Source organism: Kitasatospora sp. NPDC024654, from assembly GCF_055559155.1.
This window is the reverse complement of the sequence record NZ_JBVHLF010000036.1, coordinates 41,820-59,460: the sequence shown is the minus strand read 5'-3', so window position 1 is coordinate 59,460 and position 17,641 is coordinate 41,820. Positions and strand designations below refer to the sequence as shown.

The 17,641-nt window shown below is 73.3% G+C and carries 14 protein-coding genes; 7 read left to right on the top strand and 7 right to left on the bottom strand.

The annotated features are described in order from the left end of the window. Nucleotides 1-263 precede the first annotated feature (263 nt). The 7 genes from ACZ38L_RS21685 to ACZ38L_RS21655 all read right to left on the bottom strand — a co-directional run bounded on the left by ACZ38L_RS21685 (nt 264) and on the right by ACZ38L_RS21655 (nt 9,007). Nucleotides 264-1,727, bottom strand: a complete 1,464-nt coding sequence (locus tag ACZ38L_RS21685; protein ID WP_465695958.1) for an MFS transporter — start codon at nt 1,725-1,727, stop codon at nt 264-266. Next, the gene (locus tag ACZ38L_RS21680; protein ID WP_465695955.1) at nt 1,724-3,541 is read right to left on the bottom strand and encodes an IucA/IucC family protein; all 1,818 of its coding nucleotides are present in this window, start codon (nt 3,539-3,541) and stop codon (nt 1,724-1,726) included. The genes ACZ38L_RS21685 and ACZ38L_RS21680 overlap by 4 nt, the downstream gene beginning before the upstream one ends. Further along, on the bottom strand, nt 3,535-4,119 hold the full coding sequence (locus tag ACZ38L_RS21675; RefSeq protein ID WP_465695951.1) for a GNAT family N-acetyltransferase: 585 nt from the start codon (nt 4,117-4,119) through the stop codon (nt 3,535-3,537). The genes ACZ38L_RS21680 and ACZ38L_RS21675 overlap by 7 nt, the downstream gene beginning before the upstream one ends. Continuing rightward, nucleotides 4,116-5,414, bottom strand: a complete 1,299-nt coding sequence (locus tag ACZ38L_RS21670; protein WP_465695947.1) for a lysine N(6)-hydroxylase/L-ornithine N(5)-oxygenase family protein — start codon at nt 5,412-5,414, stop codon at nt 4,116-4,118. Before ACZ38L_RS21670 ends, ACZ38L_RS21675 begins: the two co-directional genes overlap by 4 nt. 39 nt (nt 5,415-5,453) lie before the next feature. Then, a complete protein-coding gene (locus ACZ38L_RS21665; RefSeq protein ID WP_465695943.1) occupies nt 5,454-6,986 on the bottom strand; it encodes a pyridoxal phosphate-dependent decarboxylase family protein in 1,533 nt (510 codons plus the stop codon). Nucleotides 6,987-7,101: 115 nt separating this feature from the next. Continuing rightward, nucleotides 7,102-7,953, bottom strand: a complete 852-nt coding sequence (locus ACZ38L_RS21660) for a siderophore-interacting protein (protein WP_465695939.1) — start codon at nt 7,951-7,953, stop codon at nt 7,102-7,104. 7 nt (nt 7,954-7,960) lie between these two features. Further along, nucleotides 7,961-9,007, bottom strand: a complete 1,047-nt coding sequence (locus ACZ38L_RS21655) for an ABC transporter substrate-binding protein (protein WP_465695937.1) — start codon at nt 9,005-9,007, stop codon at nt 7,961-7,963. Between the two features lie 127 nt (nt 9,008-9,134). Between ACZ38L_RS21655 and ACZ38L_RS21650 the strand changes: the two genes are divergently transcribed. The 7 genes from ACZ38L_RS21650 (at nt 9,135) to ACZ38L_RS21620 (ending at nt 17,635) form a co-directional block, all read left to right on the top strand. Then, nucleotides 9,135-10,199 carry a FecCD family ABC transporter permease gene (locus ACZ38L_RS21650; RefSeq protein ID WP_465695935.1) on the top strand — a complete coding sequence of 355 codons (1,065 nt, stop codon included), beginning with the start codon at nt 9,135-9,137 and terminating at the stop codon, nt 10,197-10,199. Continuing rightward, a complete protein-coding gene (locus tag ACZ38L_RS21645; protein WP_465695933.1) occupies nt 10,196-11,239 on the top strand; it encodes a FecCD family ABC transporter permease in 1,044 nt (347 codons plus the stop codon). The genes ACZ38L_RS21650 and ACZ38L_RS21645 overlap by 4 nt, the downstream gene beginning before the upstream one ends. Nucleotides 11,240-11,286: 47 nt before the next feature. Beyond that, nucleotides 11,287-12,126, top strand: a complete 840-nt coding sequence (locus ACZ38L_RS21640) for an ABC transporter ATP-binding protein (RefSeq protein WP_465696022.1) — start codon at nt 11,287-11,289, stop codon at nt 12,124-12,126. Beyond that, nucleotides 12,123-14,183 (top strand): penicillin acylase family protein, encoded by a 2,061-nt coding sequence (locus tag ACZ38L_RS21635; protein ID WP_465695931.1) that lies wholly within the window; start codon nt 12,123-12,125, stop codon nt 14,181-14,183. The genes ACZ38L_RS21640 and ACZ38L_RS21635 overlap by 4 nt, the downstream gene beginning before the upstream one ends. Further along, nucleotides 14,170-14,748, top strand: a complete 579-nt coding sequence (locus ACZ38L_RS21630) for a GNAT family N-acetyltransferase (RefSeq protein ID WP_465695929.1) — start codon at nt 14,170-14,172, stop codon at nt 14,746-14,748. Before ACZ38L_RS21635 ends, ACZ38L_RS21630 begins: the two co-directional genes overlap by 14 nt. 110 nt (nt 14,749-14,858) lie before the next feature. Continuing rightward, entirely contained in the window at nt 14,859-16,319 is a 1,461-nt protein-coding gene (locus ACZ38L_RS21625; RefSeq protein ID WP_465695925.1) for a Y4yA family PLP-dependent enzyme, read from the top strand. Next, nucleotides 16,316-17,635, top strand: a complete 1,320-nt coding sequence (locus ACZ38L_RS21620) for a pyridoxal-phosphate dependent enzyme (protein ID WP_465695923.1) — start codon at nt 16,316-16,318, stop codon at nt 17,633-17,635. Before ACZ38L_RS21625 ends, ACZ38L_RS21620 begins: the two co-directional genes overlap by 4 nt. The last annotated feature ends 6 nt before the right edge of the window (nt 17,636-17,641 follow it).

Genomic DNA, 17,641 nt, shown 5'->3' with positions numbered 1-17,641 from the left:
CCTCGCTGCACTCCCGGGTGCGGGGAGTGCCGCACCGGGTAACGGGGCCGGCGCCCCGGCCGAGCGGCTCGTTCGTGCCCGCCTCGGGGCCCGTCGGGGTGTCAGCCCCTAGGCCGATCGGGGTGGTTGCCGGGCGGGAATAGGGGGAGCGCGCGGGGGATCCGGGCGGAGTGTCCGCGCTCGCCGGGTGTGCGGTCGGCGCGCGCGGACACGCCGCTTCGACCGTGGCCCGGTCGGTGCCGGTCGGGCCACTGCTGGCCGGCTCAGCGCCGGCCGGCTCGGCGGAGGAGCAGGGCGGTGAGGCAGCCGCCCGCCAGCACGACGGTCGCACCCGCGAGTTGGGCGGTCTCGACGCTGGAGGCGAAGGCGGTCAGCACGGCGGCGCGGTCGGTGGCGGTGGGGGTGGCGGCCTGGGCGGCCGGGAGGGAGCCGGCGCCGGCCAGCGAGGCGGGCAGCAGGGAGCCGAACCGGGCGTTCTGTACCGCGCCGAGGACGGCCACGCCCAGGCTGCTGCCGACCTCGGCCAGGGTGGCGTCGATCCCGGCCCCCGCGCCGGCCCGGTCCGGCGGGATCGCGCCCAGCACCGCCTCGACGATGGCCGGGTTGGCGAGCGCGCAGCCGGCGCCCATCAGCACCAGCCCGAGCAGCAGCACGGGGTAGCCGTCCGGTCCGGAGCGGGCGGCCACCGCGAACCCGCCGGCCAGCAGGGCCATGCCGAGCGCGATGGCGCCCGGTGATCCGAGCCGCCGGATCAGCCGGCCGGAGAGCCCGGCCAGGTTGAGCACGACCACGGTGAGCGCGAAGGGCGCCATCCGCAGGCCCGCCTCAAGCGGCGGGTAGCCGCGGACGAACTGCAGCTGCTGGGCGAGCAGGAAGAGCACGCCGGCGCTGCCGAAGGTGATCAGCAGCACGCCCGCGACCGCGCCCAGGAAGCGCCGGTCGCGGAGGAAGCGCGGGTCCAGCATCGGGTGCCGGGCCCGCCGCTGCCAGTGGGCGAAGGCGGCGAGCAGCAGGGCGCCACCGAGGGCCGGGAGCAGCACCCGGGGGGCCGGCCAGCCGTGCCCGGGTGCCGCGGTGATCGCGTAGACGACCGTGGCCAGCCCGGTGCTGGAGAGCAGCGCCCCGGGCAGGTCGGGCCGGCCGGCCCCGGAGCCGCGCGACTCCGGGACCAGCAGCGGGGTGGCGACCAGGCCGAGCAGCACGATCGGCAGGTTGAGCAGGAAGATCGCACCCCAGTGGAAGTGCGCCAGTACCAGACCGCCGATCGGCGGGCCGGCCGCGAAGCCCAGGGCGTTGACGGCGCTCCAGGCGCCGATCGCCCGGGGGCGCTCGGTCTCGTCGAAGAGCTGCATCACCAACGCCAGGGTGGTGGTGAGCAGCAGCGCGCCGCCGACCCCCATGGCCGCCCGGGCCGCGACCAACTGGACCGTGGAGTGGGCGAGTCCGGCCGCCAGCGAGCCGAGGCCGAAGACCGCCAGCCCGGCCAGCAGCAGCCGGCGCCGGCCGTGGCGGTCGGCGGCACTGCCGGTCGCGAGCAGCAGGCCGGCCTGGACCAGCGAGTAGGCGTTGACCATCCACTGCACGTCGGCGGTGCCGGCGCCGAGATCCCGGCTGAGGGTGGGCACGGCCACGGTGAGCACGGTGTTGTCGATCAGCACGGCGAGTTGGGCCAGGCAGAGCACCGCGAGTGCCCACCACCGCCTGGTGGGGACGGGGTTGACCGTCACGGTCGGGGTCCGAAACGGGCGATCGGGTTCCGCAGCGTGCCGGCCAGCTGGAGGGCGCCGGACGGGTCGGCCAGGTCGACCATCTGCTGGTTGTCGCGCAGTTGCAGCCGGTTGAGGCAGGCGAGTGCGAACTCCTCGGCGAACAGGTCGAATCGGTGCAGCCGGTCGGCCAACTGCGGGACGGCGTCCCGGTAGTCGTGGACGCACTCGGCGACAGTGCGCCAGAAGGTGTCCTCGTCCAGTACGCCCTCGGTGGTGAGGATCGCGTTGAGGTAGCGGAAGAAGCAGTCGAAGACGTCGGTGAAGATGGAGAGCAGCTGGAGTTCCTCGGGCACCTCCACTTGGATCCGCCGTACCTGCGGCGGCAGTTGGGTGTCCGGGTCCATCACCGCGATCTCCTCGGCGATGTCCTTGAAGATCGCCCGCTCGACGGTGCCGCCGTCCAGCACCAGGATGACGTTCTCGCCGTGCGGCATGAAGACCAGCCCGTAGGCGTAGAAGCTGTGCAGCAGCGGCTTGAGGTAGGCGTCGAGGTAGCGGCGCAGCCACCGCTCGGGGGCCCGCCCGGACTGCTCGATCAGCGCGGCGGCGAACGAGCGGCCGTCCCGGTCGGTGTGCAGCAGCGAGGCCATGGTGGCCAGCCGGCGACCCGGCTCCACCGCGGTGACCGGGCTCTCCCGCCAGAGCGCGGCGAGCATCTTGCGGTACGGCGAGTACCGGTCGGTGGCGGTCTCGAACTGCCGGTGCCGGTAGCCGATGGCGGCCCGCTCGCGGATGATGGTCAGCCCGGTGCCGCGCAACACCTCGTCACCGGCGATCAGTTCGGCCAGCCAGTCGTTGATGGCCGGGGTGCCCTCCATGTAGGCGGCCGAAAGTCCGCGCATGAAGCCCATGTTGAGCACCGAGACGGCGGTCTTGACGTAGTGCCGGTCCGGGTGGCTGCGGTTGAAGAGGGTACGGATCGACTGCTGGGCGAGGTACTCGTCCTCGCCCGGCCCGAGGCAGACCAGGCGCCGGTTGCCGAGCTCGGCGGCGAAGGTGACCGACAGCTTGTGCCACCACTGCCAGGGGTGCACCGGGAGCAACAGGTAGTCGTCGGGGTCGAGGCCCAGACCGGTCAGCGTGTCGGCGAACCGGGCCCGGGTGTCCGCGCCGAGTTCGGCGTCGATCAGCCGGTCGTAGTCGAGGTCGGCGCAGCAGCTGAAGGTCGCGTGGTCGCGGTGGGCGGCCAGCCAGATCAGCCGGATGGGGGCGGCGGCCTCCGGCGCGTAGGCGTGGTACTCGTCGCCGCCGAAGCCGATCCGTCCGTTGTTGGCGACGAAGCCGGGGTGGCCCTCGGTCATGCCGCTCTCGATGGCCTGGAAGTCGGCCTTGGCGAGCTCCGCGGCGCTGACCGGCGGCTTGCCGAGCTTGTAGGCGGTGCCGGCCAGGGTGGCGCCGATCTCCTCCAGGTAGACCGGCAGGATCCGGTCGGTCAGGCCCAGCGTGCCGCGCAGTTCCAGGCAGAAGTCCAGTGCGTCGAGCGGGAGTTCGACCTCGCCGCGGTGGCGGCTGAGGCTGTCCGGGTCGATCTGCCAGTGGTCCAGGCTGAGCCGTCGGGCGGCGAAGCGGTACTCCACCGTGCCGTCGTCGCCGCGCACGGCGTAGTGGCCCGGCGCGGTCGGCTCGGGGGCGAGCAGCCGCTCGTGCGAGAACTCGGCCAGCGCCTTGCGGACCAGCAGGCGGTTGGCGCGCGCCCAGGCGGCCGGGGTCAGGTGGGCGGTGGCCGCCACCGGGTCCGTGGTGCGCGGGTCGCCGGTGGACGGGGTCAGCACGTGGATGCTCCTTGGGTGGCGAGGAACCGGTCCCTGGTGCAGATGCTGAGCAGGGCGTCCTTCTCGGGCTTGTGGATGGTGCGCAGCGGGGTGAAGCCGACCGCGGCGTTGAGCGCCTGGACGGCGGTGTTGCGGACGTCCGGCTCGACCACCACCCGGTGGGTGGTCGGGTCGGCGAAGAGCCAGGCCATCACGGTGCCGAGGACGGCCCGGGTGAAGCCGTGCCGCGGGGTGTCGGTGGGCGCGCAGAGGAAGTGCATGCCGACGTCGCCCGGCTCCGGGTCGTACAGGCCGACCAGCTCGACCCTGGCCGGGTCGTAGCGCTCGGCCAGGAAGGACGGCCGGCCGTCGACGAGGCCCAGGAAGGCGTCGTGGCCGGCGGCGTCGGCGATCCGGCGGTACTCGGCGCGGACCTGGTCCAGGTCGGCGTCGAGCATCATCCAGAAGGCCGCCTTGGGGTGGGTCACCCAGCCGTGCAGCAGGGCGGCGTCGGCCTCCGGGTCGAGCGGGCGCAGCTCGAAGTCGCCGAGCCGGTCGTCGTGGCGCCGGAAGACGGTGGTGCTCACGCTCACGCTCATGCGACCACCCCCTGCGGCGCGCCGAACTCCTGGAAGGCGATGGTCTTCTCGATCGGGTAGTGCTCGCGGCCGAGCAGCTCGCGGATGATCCAGGAGTTGCGGTAGGGGCCCATGCCGAGGTCGGGCGAGGTGATGCTGTGGGCGTGGGTCCCGGCGTTCTGCAGGAAGATGCCGCGGCAGGTGACGTCGATGCTGTAGTTGCGGGCGACGTCGAAGCGGCCGCGCCGGTCCCAGCGGATCCGGTCGCGGACCGGTTCCAGGAACGCCGGCGGGCGGTAGCGGTAGCCGGTGGCCAGCACCAGGCCCTCGGTGTCGAGCGCGAACTCCCGCCCCTGCTCGACGTGGTGGAGTCCGAGCCGGTAGCCACCGCTCGCCTCGTCATAACTCGCGCTGGTCAGCGCGGTGTTGGTGAACAGCCGGGTGGGCACCGGCCCGCCCAGGCTCTTCTGGTAGAGCAGGTCGTAGATACCGTTGATGAGTTCGGCGTCGATGCCCTTGAACAGGCCCTTCTGCTCGGCCTCCAGGCGGTAGCGGGTCTCCTCCGGCAGGGCGTGGAAGTAGTCCACGTACTCGGGGGAGGTCATCTCCAGCGTGAGCTTGGTGTATTCGAGCGGGAAGAAGCGCGGCGAGCGGGTGACCCAGTTCAGCCGGTAGCCGTCGGTGTCGGTGTCCGCGAGCAGGTCGTGATAGATCTCCGCCGCGCTCTGGCCGCTGCCGACCACGGTGATGCTGCGCTTGGCCTGCAGCGCCGCCTTGTGCTCCAGGTAGGCCGAGTTGTGTACGAAGTCGCCGCCCAGGCCCTGGCAGGCCTCGGGCAGGTAGGGCGGCGTGCCGGTGCCGAGCACCAGGTGCCGGGCGTGGTGGACGACGGTCTCGCCGGTGCCGGACTGCCGGGCGTGCACGGCGTAGTGGCCCTCGTGCTCGTCGTACTCGACCGAGGTGACCTCGTGGCCGAAGCGTATGCTGCGCAGCTTGCCGGCGGCCCAACGGCAGTAGGCGTTGTACTCGGTGCGCACCGGGTAGAACCGCTCGCGGATGTAGAAGGGGTAGAGCCGCCCGGTCTCCTTCAGGTAGCTGAGGAACGAGTAGGGCGAGCTGGGGTCGGCCAGGGTGACCAGGTCGGCGAGGAAGGGCGTCTGCAGGGTGGCGGACTCCAGCAGCATGCCGGGGTGCCAGTCGAAGTCCGGCTTGCTCTCCAGGAACAGGCCGTCGAGCTCGCCGATCGGCTCGGTGAGGCAGGCCAGGCCCAGGTTGTAGGGGCCGAGCCCGATGGCGATGAAATCGTGGGTGGACATGCGGGTCTCCCGTGCGGAGGGTGTTCGGGGGGCGGTGGTTCAGCCGGCTCGGCGGACCGGCTCGGCGGCGGTCTTCGCGCGCAGGTAGCCGCCGGCGTGCTCGGCGAGCAGGTCGAGCACCTGGGCGATGTCGTCCAGCGTGGTCTCGGGGTTGAGCAGGGTGAACTTGAGGAAGTGCCGGCCGTCCACCTTGGTGCCGGCGACCACGGCCTCGCCGGAGGCGGCCAGCGCCTCGCGGGCGAACAGGTTGGCGTCGTCGGCGAGTTCGCGCTCCGGGCCGGCCGGCGGCAGGTAGCGGAAGACCACGGTGCTCAGCTGTGACCTGGTGACCACCTCGAAGCGCGGGTCGGCGCTGAGCAGGTCGTAGGCGTCGGCGGCGCGGTCCACCACCTCGTCGAAGAGCTCGCCGACCGCGTCCGCGCCCATCACGCGCAGGGTCAGCCAGAGCTTGAGGGCGTCGAACCGGCGGGTGGTCTGGATGCTCTTGTCGACCTGGTTGGGGATCCGCCGCTCGGCCATCCGGGCCGGGTTGAGGTAGTCGGCGTGGTAGGTGGCGTGCCGCAGCACGGCTCGGTCGCGCACCAGCAGGGCGCTCGAACTGACCGGCTGGAAGAAGGACTTGTGGAAGTCGACGGTCACCGAGTCGGCCCCCTCGATGCCGTCCAGCAGCTGCCGGCGGGTGGGCGAGACCAGCAGCCCGCAGCCGTACGCGGCGTCCACGTGCAGCCACACCCCGGCCGCCGCGCACACCTCGGCGAGCTGCGGCAGCGGGTCGATGGAGCCGAAGTCGGTGGTGCCGGCGGTGGCGACCACGGCCATCACCACCAGCCCCTCGCGGCGGCAGCGGTCGAGCTCGCGGGCGAGCACGGCGGGCCGCATCCGGCGGTCCTGGTCGGTGGCCACCGTGATCACGGCGTCCGGGGCGAGGCCGAGCATCTTGGCCGACTTCTGCACGCTGAAGTGGCCGGCCTCGGAGGCCAGGATCCGCAGTCGGGGCAGCAGGTCGGAGCGGGAGCCGGCCGCGCAGGCCTCCTCGCGGGCCAGCAGCAGGGCCTGGAAGTTGGACTGCGAGCCGCCGCTGGTGAACACCCCGTCGGCGTCCGGACCGAGCCCGACCCGCTCGGCCGTCCAGTCGATCAGCCGGCGCTCGATCAGGGTGCCGCCGGCGCTCTGGTCCCAGGTGTCCAGCGAGGAGTTGACCGCGCTGAGCACCGCCTCGCCGAGCAACGCCGGTATGACCACGGGGCAGTTGAGATGGGCCAGGTAGCGCGGGTGGTGGAAGTAGACGGCGTCCCGCAGGTAGACGTCCTCCAACTCGTCGAGCGCCCCCGCGATGTCACCGAGCGGCCGCTCCAGGTCGATCCCGGCCAGCCCGGGGGCCAGCTCGTCGGGGGATATCCCGCTGAACGGCCGCTCGGTGCCGGCGATCCGGGTGGCCACTCGGTCGACACCGTGCGCCAGCGAGACCCGGTAGTGGTCCACCGTACGGTCGTTGAACAGGTGCGCGCGGGCTCCTGCCGGCGGGGCGTCGACGGTCAGCGGGGCGTCGACGGGGTGTCCCGGGTAACTCATGGTCAAGTCCTCAAGAGTCGGAGCCGATCGGGGAACTTAGGTTAGCCTAACCTAAGTTCCCCGAGGTCGGTGCCCTCCGCGGAATGCGGACCGCCGGCACCCCGGGGCCGGGTCGTCAACCGGTGGCCGCGGCCAGCTTCTCCGCGAGCAACTGCTCCTCGGAGGTGCCGAGCCGCCAGTACCCGGAGAACCCCACCAGGCGGCGGTCGAATCCGCGCTCGCCGACCAGGTGCCGGCGCAGCGCCCGGACCGCACCGGACTCGCCCGCGATCCAGGCGTACGGGGTGCCCGCGGGCAGCTCGGCCGCCCGGACGGCCGCCAGCAGCGGGCCGCCCGCTCCGGGGGCGGCACTCTCGCGCACCAGCCAGGTGATCTCCGCCTCGGCGGGGGCGTCCAGGTCCTGGATGTCCGCCGCGTTCGGGACCTCGACGAAGACCAGGGCCCGGGTGTGCGGCGGCAGCCACTCCAGGATTCCGCCGACCGCCGGCAGCGCGGTCTCGTCGGCGGCGAGCAGCAACCAGTCGGTGTCGTCCGGCGGGCGGAAGCCGACACTGCGGTTGTCCTCGGTGACCGGGCCGAGCAGCACGACCCGGTCACCGGGCCCGGCCCCGGCCGCCCACCGGGAGGCCGGGCCGAGATCGCCGTGCAGTGCGAAGTCCACGTCCAGTTCGGCCGGTTCGCGGCGCTGGGCGCGGATCGTGTAGGAGCGCATGACGGCCCGCTCGGACTCGTCCACCGCCCGCCAGGCGGCGAACCAGCCCTCGCCGGTGCGGTCCGGCAGGACCGGGGCGTGCTGCCCGGGGTGCGGCAGGAAGAGCGAGAAGCTCTGGTCCCGGCCGCCCGAGGTGAAGGCGCGCAGCTGCTCGCCGCCGAGGGTGATCCGCACCATGGTCGGTCCCAGCCGGCGGCTGCGCAGCACGCGCGCGTCGAAGAAGCGGTACTGCCCGGAGACGATGTCGCTGCTCATCGGCGGCTCAACTGACCTTCTTGGCGCTCTGGATGGCCTTGGCCAGCCGTTCCAGCAGCGGTGCCGCACCCGCGTAGGAGTACCGGGGCACCGCGTCCCACGGGGTGATCTGGTTCGCCTTGACGGCCGGCAGCTGACTCCAGGCCGGCTTGGCCGCCAGGTCCTTCGGCTGCAGGGCCGTGCTGCGGTCGTCGAGCAGGATCAGGTCCGCGGCGTACTTGCTCGCGTTCTCCCAGCTGAGGCTCTCGTAGTAGCCGCCGGTGTCCAGCTTGTCCGGGACCACGAGGTCGACTCCGAGCTGGGCGAAGTACATCAGGTCGGCGCTGTAGCCCGGGTTGGACACGTAGAGCAGGTCGGCGCTGCCGGAGGCGGCCATCACCTTGAGGCCGCCGCTCGCCTTGGCGGCCTGGCGCACGGCGTCCGCGGCGGCCTCGAAGCGGGCCTTGGCGTCGGTGACCTTCTTGGCGTTCAGGTCGGCGCCCAGTGACTGGGCCAGCTCCGCGTAGCGCTGGATCGGGGTCGTCAGCGGGACCCGGGCGGTGGTGATCCCGACCACCGGCGCGAGCTGGAGGATCTTGTCCTTGCTCTCGTCCGGCACGTACCAGAGCGCGCCGGGGTCGTACATGTGAGTGACCAGCAGGTCGGGGCGCAGGGCCGCGTACTTCTCGATGTCGAAGTCGCCGTAGGCGTTTCCGATGATGGTCACCTTGTTCACGTCGAGGTCACCGGCCTGCGGGTCGGCCTGCCCATTGGCGAGCTTGGTCTCGCCGAAGACGCCGACGATCTGCTGGTCGACGCCGAAGTCGACCAGGGCCGCCGCGGTACCGGTGAAGGCGACGATCCGGCTGGGGGTGCTCTTCGTGGTCGCCGTGGTCTTGCGGTCGTCGGTGAAGGACCAGGGGCCGCCGCTCGGGTGGCCCGCGGCCGGGGCGGACGTGGCGGTCGAGCCGCCGTGCTTGCCACAGGCGGCGAGGACCGCGCCGAGCCCGGCGACGCCGCCCGCGGCGAGCAGACCGCGCCGGGAGAGCGAAGTGGTGTTTCTGAACAGTGGCATGACGGTCTCTCACTCTCACAGGTGCGCGAAAAGTGGGGTGATACCCACGGCGGAAGTTAGGTTAACCTATCCTAAGTAACTGTCCGGAGGGGGCGACTGCCCGCTCCTCGGCCGCCCTGGAGCCACCGTGTCCGTCACCCGCAGCTCGCCGGCCACCGCCGACCTGGCGGCCGCACCGCCGCCACGCGGTCGGCCCCCGGGGAGCCGGGCCGCCGCCCGAGCCGCGGGCCTCGCCGGCTCCCTGCTGCTCCTGCTGCTCGTGCTCGCGCTCAGCATCGGGGTGGGGGCGAAGGAGCTCTCGCTCGGCGAGGTCTGGCACGGCCTGCTCGACCGGAGCGCCGCCAGCTACCCGGTGGTGCACCAGATGCGGCTGCCGCGCACCCTGCTCGGCCTGGTGGCCGGCATCGCGCTGGGCCTGGCCGGCGGCGTGATGCAGGCGCTGACCCGCAATCCGCTCGCCGACCCCGGCCTGCTCGGCATCAACGCCGGCGCTTCGGCCGCCGCCGCCACCGCCGCCTCGTTCCTGGGCGTGGCCACCTTCGCCGGCTACGTCTGGTTCGCGCTGGCCGGCGCCGCGGTCGTGTCGGTCCTGGTGTACGCGGTGGGCGGCGGGCGTGGCGCCACCCCGGCCCGCCTCGCGCTGGCCGGCTCGGCGCTCAACGCGGTCTGCTACTCCTACGTGAGCGCGGTGATGCTGCTGAACACCACCGCGCTCGACCGCCTTCGGTTCTGGACGGTCGGTTCGCTCGCCGGTGCCACTCCCGGCACGGTGGTCGCGATGCTGCCGTTCGTCGCGGTGGGCCTGGTGCTGGCGCTGGCGCTGGCCCGGCCGCTCAACGCGCTGGCCCTGGGCGACGACTCGGCCCGCGCGCTCGGCGCCCACCCGGGTCGGGTCCGGGTCGCGGCCATCGTCGCGGTGACCCTGCTGTGCGGGGCGGCCTCCGCCGCCTGCGGGCCGATCGTCTTCGTCGGGCTGCTGGTGCCGCACGTGGTGCGCGCGCTCACCGGCCCCGACCTGCGCTGGCTGCTGCCCTACTGCGCGTTGCTCGCGCCGGTGCTGCTGCTGGGCGCGGACGTGCTCGGACGGGTGCTGGGCCGGCCCGGCGAACTCGAGGTGGGGATCGTGACCACGGTGCTCGGCGGGCCGTTCTTCCTCGCCGTCATCCGCCGCGGAAGGGTGGCCCAGGCATGACAACGCATCGGAGCACCGGCGTGCTGCGGCTGCCGGGTGGGATCTCGCTGCGCTTCCGCCCCCGGGCGCTGGCCGTGGCCGGCGGCAGCGCGCTGCTGACCGCCCTGCTCGCCGTGCTGGCGCTCGGCAGCGGCGACTACCCGATCCCCCCGGCCGACGTGCTGCGCGCGCTCACCGGCGGCGGCTCACCCGCCGACGAGTTCATCGTCCAACAGCTGCGGCTGCCCCGGGTGGTCACCGCCCTGCTGGTCGGCGTCGCGCTGGCGCTGGCCGGGGCGGTCTTCCAGACGGTGGTGCGCAATCCGCTGGGCAGCCCGGACGTGCTCGGCTTCACCCAGGGCGCGGCGGCCGGGGCGCTGGTCGTGGTGGTCGCGGGCGGTAGCAGCCTGGCGCTGGCCGGCGGCGCGGTGGCCGGTGGGTTGGCCAGTGGTGTGCTGGTGTACGCGCTGGCCTGGCGGCGTGGAGTGCACGGCTACCGGCTGGTGCTGGTGGGCATCGGCGTGTCGGCGATCCTCACCGGCGTCAACGGCTACCTGCTGACCCGGGCCCAACTGATGGACGCCGCACGGGCGATGCTCTGGCTCACCGGCAGCCTGAACGGCCGTGGCTGGGAGGTCGCCGGGCCGCTGCTGGTCGCGCTGGCCGTGCTGGTCCCGGTGGTGCTCTGCTGCGGGCCCGCGCTGCGGATGATCGAGCTGGGGGACGACACGGCGTACGCCCTCGGCGTGCCGGTCGAGCGGCTGCGGCTGGTGCTGCTGACCGCCGCGGTGCTGCTGGCCTCCTTCGCCGCCGCGGCGGCCGGCCCGGTCTCCTTCGTCGCGCTCACCGCGCCGCAGGTGGCTCGCCGGCTGACCAGGGCGCCCGGGCCCAACCTGCTGCCCTCGGCGCTGCTCGGCGCGGCGTTCCTGGTCGCCGCCGACTGGGTCGCCCAACGGTCCGTTCCCGGCCACGAGTTGCCGGTCGGCGTGGTGACCGGCGTGCTGGGCGGCGGTTATCTGGTGTGGCTGCTCGCCACCGAACGGAAGGCGGGCCGGATATGAGCGACTCGACCACCCGCGGCGGAACCGCGGCCGACGACGGAGGACAGATGCACGAGCCCGAGCAGTCCCGGGTGCCCGACCGGTTCCGGCTGAAGGGCCAGGGGCTGACCCTCGGCTACGAGCGGCGGATCATCGCGGAGGAACTGACCGTCGCCATCCCGGACCGCTCGTTCACCGTCATCGTCGGGCCGAACGCCTGTGGCAAGTCCACCCTGCTGCGCGCGCTCGCCCGGATGCTGAAGCCGGTGCGCGGCAGCGTCCTGCTGGACGGTCAGGACATCGCCGCGCTGCCGGCCAGGCGGCTCGCCCGCACCCTCGGCCTGCTGCCCCAGACGTCGGTCGCGCCGGACGGGATCACGGTGGCCGAGCTGGTCGCCCGCGGCCGCTACCCGCACCAGGGCCTGCTCCGCCAGTGGTCGCCCGAGGACGAGCGGGTGGTCGCCGAGTCGATGGCCGCCACCGGGGTCGCCGACCTGGCCGACCGCCTGGTCGACGAGCTGTCCGGCGGCCAGCGGCAGCGGGTGTGGATCGCCATGGCGCTCGCCCAGCAGACCCCACTGCTGCTGCTCGACGAGCCGACCACCTACCTCGACATCACCCACCAGATCGAGGTCCTCGACCTGTGCGCCCGGCTGCACGAGGAGCAGGGCCGCACCCTGGTGGCCGTGCTGCACGACCTCAACCACGCCGCCCGCTACGCCACCCACCTGATCGCGGTGCGCGACGGGCGGGTGGTGGCGGTCGGGCCACCGGCCGAGACCGTCACCGCCGAGTTGGTCGAGGAGGTCTTCCGGCTCCCGTGCCAGGTCATCGACGACCCGGAGACCGGTACCCCGCTGGTGGTGCCGGCGGCCCGCCGACGCCTTCGACGCCAGGAGCCGGTGTGAGCATCGAGACCTACCGGGACGCCTGGGGCATCCCGCACCTGCGCGCCGACAGCGCGAACGAACTCGCCTTCGCCCAGGGGCGCAACGCCGCCGTCGACCGGGCCTGGCAGATCGAGGTCGAGCGGCACCGCGCGCTGGGAACCACCGCCGCCTTCCTGGGAGCCGAGGCGCTCGGCTGGGACACCTTCGCCCGACGGGCCCGACTGGCGGACACCGCCCGCCGCTGCTTCGACCACCTGGACGCGCCGACCGCCGCCTGGGTCACCGCCTATGTCGCGGGGGTCAACGCCGGCCTGGCCGAAACCGCCCACCGAGCACCGGAGTTCGCCGCCAGCGGGCTCAACCCCGGTCGCTGGCAGGCGTGGACCCCGCTGGCGGTCTGGCTCTCCACCCACGTCCTCTTCGCCGGCTTCCCCGGCAAGCTCTGGCGCGAGGAGGTCGCCGGCCGGCTCGGCCCCGACCGGATCGGGCTGTTCGCCACCGACGGCCCCGGCACCGCCGGGAGCAACGGCTGGCTGATCGCCGGCGAGCGGACCGCGAGCGGCGCCGCGTTGATCGCCGGCGACCCGCACCGGTTCATCGAGGACCCGGGCATCTACCAGCAAGTCCACCTGGCCTGCCCGGAGTTCGACGTGGTGGGGCTGGCCGTCCCGGGCGTCCCGGGGCTCGCCCACTTCGGTCACACCGGTACCGTGGCGTGGGCGATCACCAACGCGATGGCCGACTACCAGGACCTCTACCGGGAACGGCTGCGCCGCCGCGCCGACGGCGTGCTGGAGGCGCTCGGCCCGGACGGTCCGCGGCCCGCCGCCGTGCACACCGAGACCATCGAGGTGGCCGGCGCCGACCCGGTCCGGATCGAGGTGATCGAGACCGAGCGCGGCCCGGTGGTGATCGGCGGACCGGACGGGCCGGGGCCGGCCCTCAGCCTGCGCTACCCGCCGCGGGTGCGTGAGGAGTTGGGCTTCGAGGCGTTGCCCGCCCTGCTCCGGGCGCGGACCGTGGCCGACGTGGACCGGGCGCTGGACCGCTGGGCCGAGCCGGTCAACGTGGTGCAGGCGGCGGACACCGCGGGCGGGCTGCTGCACCGGGTGGCCGGCGCGGTGCCGCTGCGCCACCCCGACAACGCGCTGCGGGTGGTGCCGGCCTGGTCGGCCGAGCACGCCTGGCGGGGCTGGCAGCCGATGCCGCGCGAGGCGGTGGACGGGATCGCGGTGATGGCCAACCAGCGGGGACTGGCCGAGCCGCTCGGGGTCGAGTTCGCCCCGCCGTACCGGGCCGAGCGGATCCGCGCACTGCTGGACGCACCGACGCCCTGGCGGGCCGCGGACCAGAAGGCCGTCCACACCGACACCCACCTGGCCGCCGCCGAACCGCTGTTGGCGTTGCTGGCCGGTCTGGCCGGGCTCTCCCCGCGGGCCGCCGGGTTGCGCGACCGCCTGCTGGCCTGGGACCGGCGGATGGCCGCCGACAGCACCGACGCGGCGTGCTTCGCCGCGCTGCGGACCGCGCTGGTGCGACGGCTGGCCGCGCGCCCGGAGCTGGCCCGGCTGGCCGAGCCGAACCCGTACCCCGAGCTCTTCCAGCCGTGGCTGGCGCTGCTGCTGCGGATCGGGTACGCGCTGAACGGGGTGCTCACCGGCGGCCTGCTGTCCGAGCCGGACCGGACCGAGCTGCTCGCCGCCGCCGTCGAGGAGCTGGCCGCGGACGGCCCGCCGACCGTCCGGTGGGGCGAACGGCACCGGCTCGCGCCCTGGCGGGCCTGGCCCACCGGGCCGGAGGAGCGCTGGCCCGAGCTGGCCGGCGACCACGACTGCGTGCTGGCTACCTCCAGCGTCCCCGGCCTCACCGACCGCAGCGCCCGCGGCCCGGCCGCCCGCTACGTCTGGGACCTCGACCGGCGTGACGACAGCGGGTGGGTGGTGCCCTTCGGCGCCTCCGGCCGGCCCGGCGACACCCACCGGCGCGACCAACTGCCGTACTGGCTACGCGGGGAGCTGATCCCCGTGATCACCGACTGGACCCGCCTCACCAAGGAGCACGATGACCACCGCTGAGTCCCCCACGCGCCGGGCCGTGCACGAGCGGACGGTGGACGGCTTCGGCACCGTCCGGATCGTCCCGGTCGACCCGGTGGCCGACCTCGACCTGCTGCACTCCTGGGTCACCCAGGAACGGGCCCGCTTCTGGGGCATGCTGGACGCCGACCGGGCCCGGGTGCACGAGATCTACGCCTACCTCGACTCGCTCGACACGCACCACGCGTACCTGCTGTGGCGGGACGGCCGGCCGGTCGCGCTCTTCCAGACCTACCAGCCGGAGGCCGATCCGGTGGGGGAGTACTACGACGTCCAGCCCGGTGACTTCGGCGTCCACCTGTTGATCGGCCCGTGCACCGGGGAATCCCGGCGCGGCTTCAGCGAGACGCTGATCGCGGTGTTCCTCGGCTTCGTGCTGGCGGACCCGGCCCGGCGGCGGATCGTGGTCGAACCCGACGCCCGCAACGACAAGGCGATCGCCCGGCTGCTCCGGTCCGGGTTCGTCCTCGGACCGGAGATCGAACTGCCGGAGAAGCGGGCCCGGTTGGCCTTCCTGAGCCGGGACGCCGTGCCGCTCGGGTAGCCGTGTCCACGGGGCCGCGAGGGGGTGCGCGGTGCGCGGCCTGTTTTCGCTCGATGAGAGCGGCTACCGTGGCGGGTGGGGTCTCGCGCGAGAGTCGGGGGTCACGTCGGATGGAAGCATCGCCGCTTTACCTGGAACCGCGTCTGGAGCCGCGACTTGGCGCGTTGCTGCGGTCCGCGGACCTCCTGCACTCCCTGGTCGACGCCCTGGGCTCCCCGCTCAACCTGCTCCTGCCGGCGCAACTCGCCGAGAACGTGGCCCGGTTCCGCGCGGTCTACCGGAAGCACCGTCTGTCCGGCGGCATCCTCTTCGCGCACAAGGCGAACCGGTCGAGCGCGCTTGTCCGGCAACTCGCGGCGGGCGAAGCCGGATTGGACGTCGGATCGCTGGCCGAGCTGCGGCACGGGCTCGGTGCCGGCCTCACCCCGGACCGGATCACGGCGACCGGTCCGAAGACCCCGGAGTTCCTCTGGCTGGCCGCCCGCACCGGTGTCCTCGTCAACATCGACTCCCGTGGGGAGCTGGAGGGGCTGGCCGCCCTGGTCCGCAAGCACGCGCTGCCCCCGGCACGGATCACGCTGCGGCTGTCGGGCTTCCAGGGGCCGGGCGCGACGGTACTCACCCGGCCGAGCCGGTTCGGCACCCGGCCGGCCGAGTTGGACGACCTGCTGGACGCGGTGGAGGGTCATCGCGATACCACCGAGCTGGTCGGTGTCGGGTACCACCTGGACACCGTGGGCCTGCCGGAGAAGGCGGTCGCGCTGGAGGCCTGCGTCAGGGCGATGAACGAGTGCCGGCGCCGCGGGCTGCGTCCTCGGGTGATCGACATCGGCGGGGGCTTCGGCGTCAACTACCTCGCGCACCCCGAGCAGTGGGAGCGCTACACCAGCGAGCTGGCGAACGCGGTGCTGGGCCGGCGGCCCGCGCTGACCTGGCAGGGCCACGGCTACGGGCTGCGCGGCGAGTCCGGCACCCTCCGGGGCACCCTCGGACTCTACCCGGCCCACCGGCCGGTCGCCGCCGAGCGGTACCTCGACGAGTTGCTCTCGTCCCAGGCGCCCACGCTGGGGCGGCCGTTGGCCACGCTGCTGCTGGAGAACCTCTACGACCTGGCCATCGAGCCGGGCCGCGCGCTGGTCGACCAGTGCGGTGCGGTGCTGGCGACGGTGCTGGAGGTCAGGCGGACCCCGGAGGGCGATCCGTTGGTGCGCCTCGGACTGAACGCCGGCGACATCGGCCTCGAGGCGCACGGGGTGCTGATGGACCCGCTGCTCGTGCCACGGGACGGCGGAATGCCGGAAACCGGCCCGGTCGGTGTCTACCTGGTCGGAAACCTCTGCCTGGAAAGCGATCTGATCACTCGGCGGATGGTCTTCCTGCCCGGCCTGCCGGCTCCCGGCGACCTGTTGGCGTTCGCCAACACCGCGGGCTACTGCATGGACTTCGGCGCGCACCACGCGATGCGCCAGCCGGTCGCCCGCACGGTGGCCGTCGACCGGGCCGACGGGTCGTGGCGCTGGTGGCTCGACACCCAGTACTGGCCCATCTTCGCTACGGGGGAACAGAGTTGAGATACGACAGCATCACCGAGGCGATCGGCGACACGCCACTGGTCCGGATCGACCCGGCCGTGCACGGGCTGCGGAACATCGACCTGTACGCCAAGTTGGAGATGCTCAACCCGTTCGGCTCGGTGAAGGACCGCGCCGCGTGGAACATGACCCGCGACCGGCTGGCCGTCGCGACCGAACGCGGCGACACCATCGTGGAGTTGTCCAGTGGCAACACCGCGAAGGCGCTCGCCGCGATCGCCGGCATGCACGGCCTGCCGTTCCGCAGCGTGACCAACCGGATGAGGATCCCGGAGATCAAGGACCTGTTGCTCCTGCTCGGTGCGGAGATCGAGGAACTCCCGGGCCAGGCCGAGTGTTTGGACCCCACCAACACCGACGACCCGCTCACCCGGATCCACCGGATGCTCTCCACGGCGCAGACCGGCTACCTGCACACCGACCAGTACTACAGCGCGCTCAACACCGAGGCGCATCTGACCGGGACCGGTCCGGAGATCCTGCGCGACCTGGACGGCCGCGCTCCCGACCACTTCATCGCCTGCGTCGGCACGGCCGGCTCCTCCACCGGGGTGGCCACCTCGCTGCGCGAGCGTGATCCCGGGGTGGACGTGCTCGGACTGGTGGCCCACAAGTCCGACTTCATTCCGGGCATCCGGACCATCGACGAGCTGCACGAGGTCGGGCTGTTCGACCCCGCCGGTTACGACGGCATCGAGCCGGTCACCGCCGACGAGGCGATCGACGGCATGCTGACCCTGATCCGCCGCTGCGGTCTGCTGGCCGGCCCGACCGGCGGCGGCGCCTACTACGGCGCGGTGCGCCATCTGCGGCGGTTCGACGCCGAGTCGACCGAGCGCCGGACGGCCGTGTTCATCGTCTGCGACCGGGTCGAGAGCTACCTCAGCTACATCCGCCGACGCCGTCCCGAGCTGTTCAACCAGCCACCGCGGGCCAACTCGGCCGCCGATCTGACCGCGGCGGAAGTCGCCGCCGCCACCGTCATCGACGTCGAGCGGGCCCGGAAGTGGATCGCCGCCGAGCGCCCGCTGGTGGTCGACCTGCGCGGCCCGTTCGCCTACGCGGCGCTGCACATCGAGGGCTCGATCAACATCGTGGACCAGCTCTTCGAGGAACTCCTGCACGGTGGGCTGCCGTTCGGCCGGCAGCAACCCGTCCTGCTGGCCTGCCCGGTGGGGGAGCAGTCGCAGCGGTACGCCGCGCTGCTCACCCGGATGGGGCACCGCGACGCGCGCAGCCTGGCCGGCGGCATCATCGGCTGGCGGGACGCCGGTGCCCCGCTGGTGAGCGACTGAGGGGCC

Excerpts from the sequence above, each read along its gene's own strand:
- ACZ38L_RS21655 (WP_465695937.1), bottom strand. The coding sequence starts at position 9,007 with ATGCCACTGTTCAGAAACACCACTTCGCTCTCCCGGCGCGGTCTGCTC.
- ACZ38L_RS21645 (WP_465695933.1), top strand. The coding sequence starts at position 10,196 with ATGACAACGCATCGGAGCACCGGCGTGCTGCGGCTGCCGGGTGGGATC.
- ACZ38L_RS21625 (WP_465695925.1), top strand. The coding sequence starts at position 14,859 with ATGGAAGCATCGCCGCTTTACCTGGAACCGCGTCTGGAGCCGCGACTT.
- ACZ38L_RS21665 (WP_465695943.1), bottom strand. The coding sequence starts at position 6,986 with ATGAGTTACCCGGGACACCCCGTCGACGCCCCGCTGACCGTCGACGCC.
- ACZ38L_RS21640 (WP_465696022.1), top strand. The coding sequence starts at position 11,287 with ATGCACGAGCCCGAGCAGTCCCGGGTGCCCGACCGGTTCCGGCTGAAG.
- ACZ38L_RS21630 (WP_465695929.1), top strand. The coding sequence starts at position 14,170 with ATGACCACCGCTGAGTCCCCCACGCGCCGGGCCGTGCACGAGCGGACG.
- ACZ38L_RS21660 (WP_465695939.1), bottom strand. The coding sequence starts at position 7,953 with ATGAGCAGCGACATCGTCTCCGGGCAGTACCGCTTCTTCGACGCGCGC.
- ACZ38L_RS21670 (WP_465695947.1), bottom strand. The coding sequence starts at position 5,414 with ATGTCCACCCACGATTTCATCGCCATCGGGCTCGGCCCCTACAACCTG.
- ACZ38L_RS21675 (WP_465695951.1), bottom strand. The coding sequence starts at position 4,119 with ATGAGCGTGAGCGTGAGCACCACCGTCTTCCGGCGCCACGACGACCGG.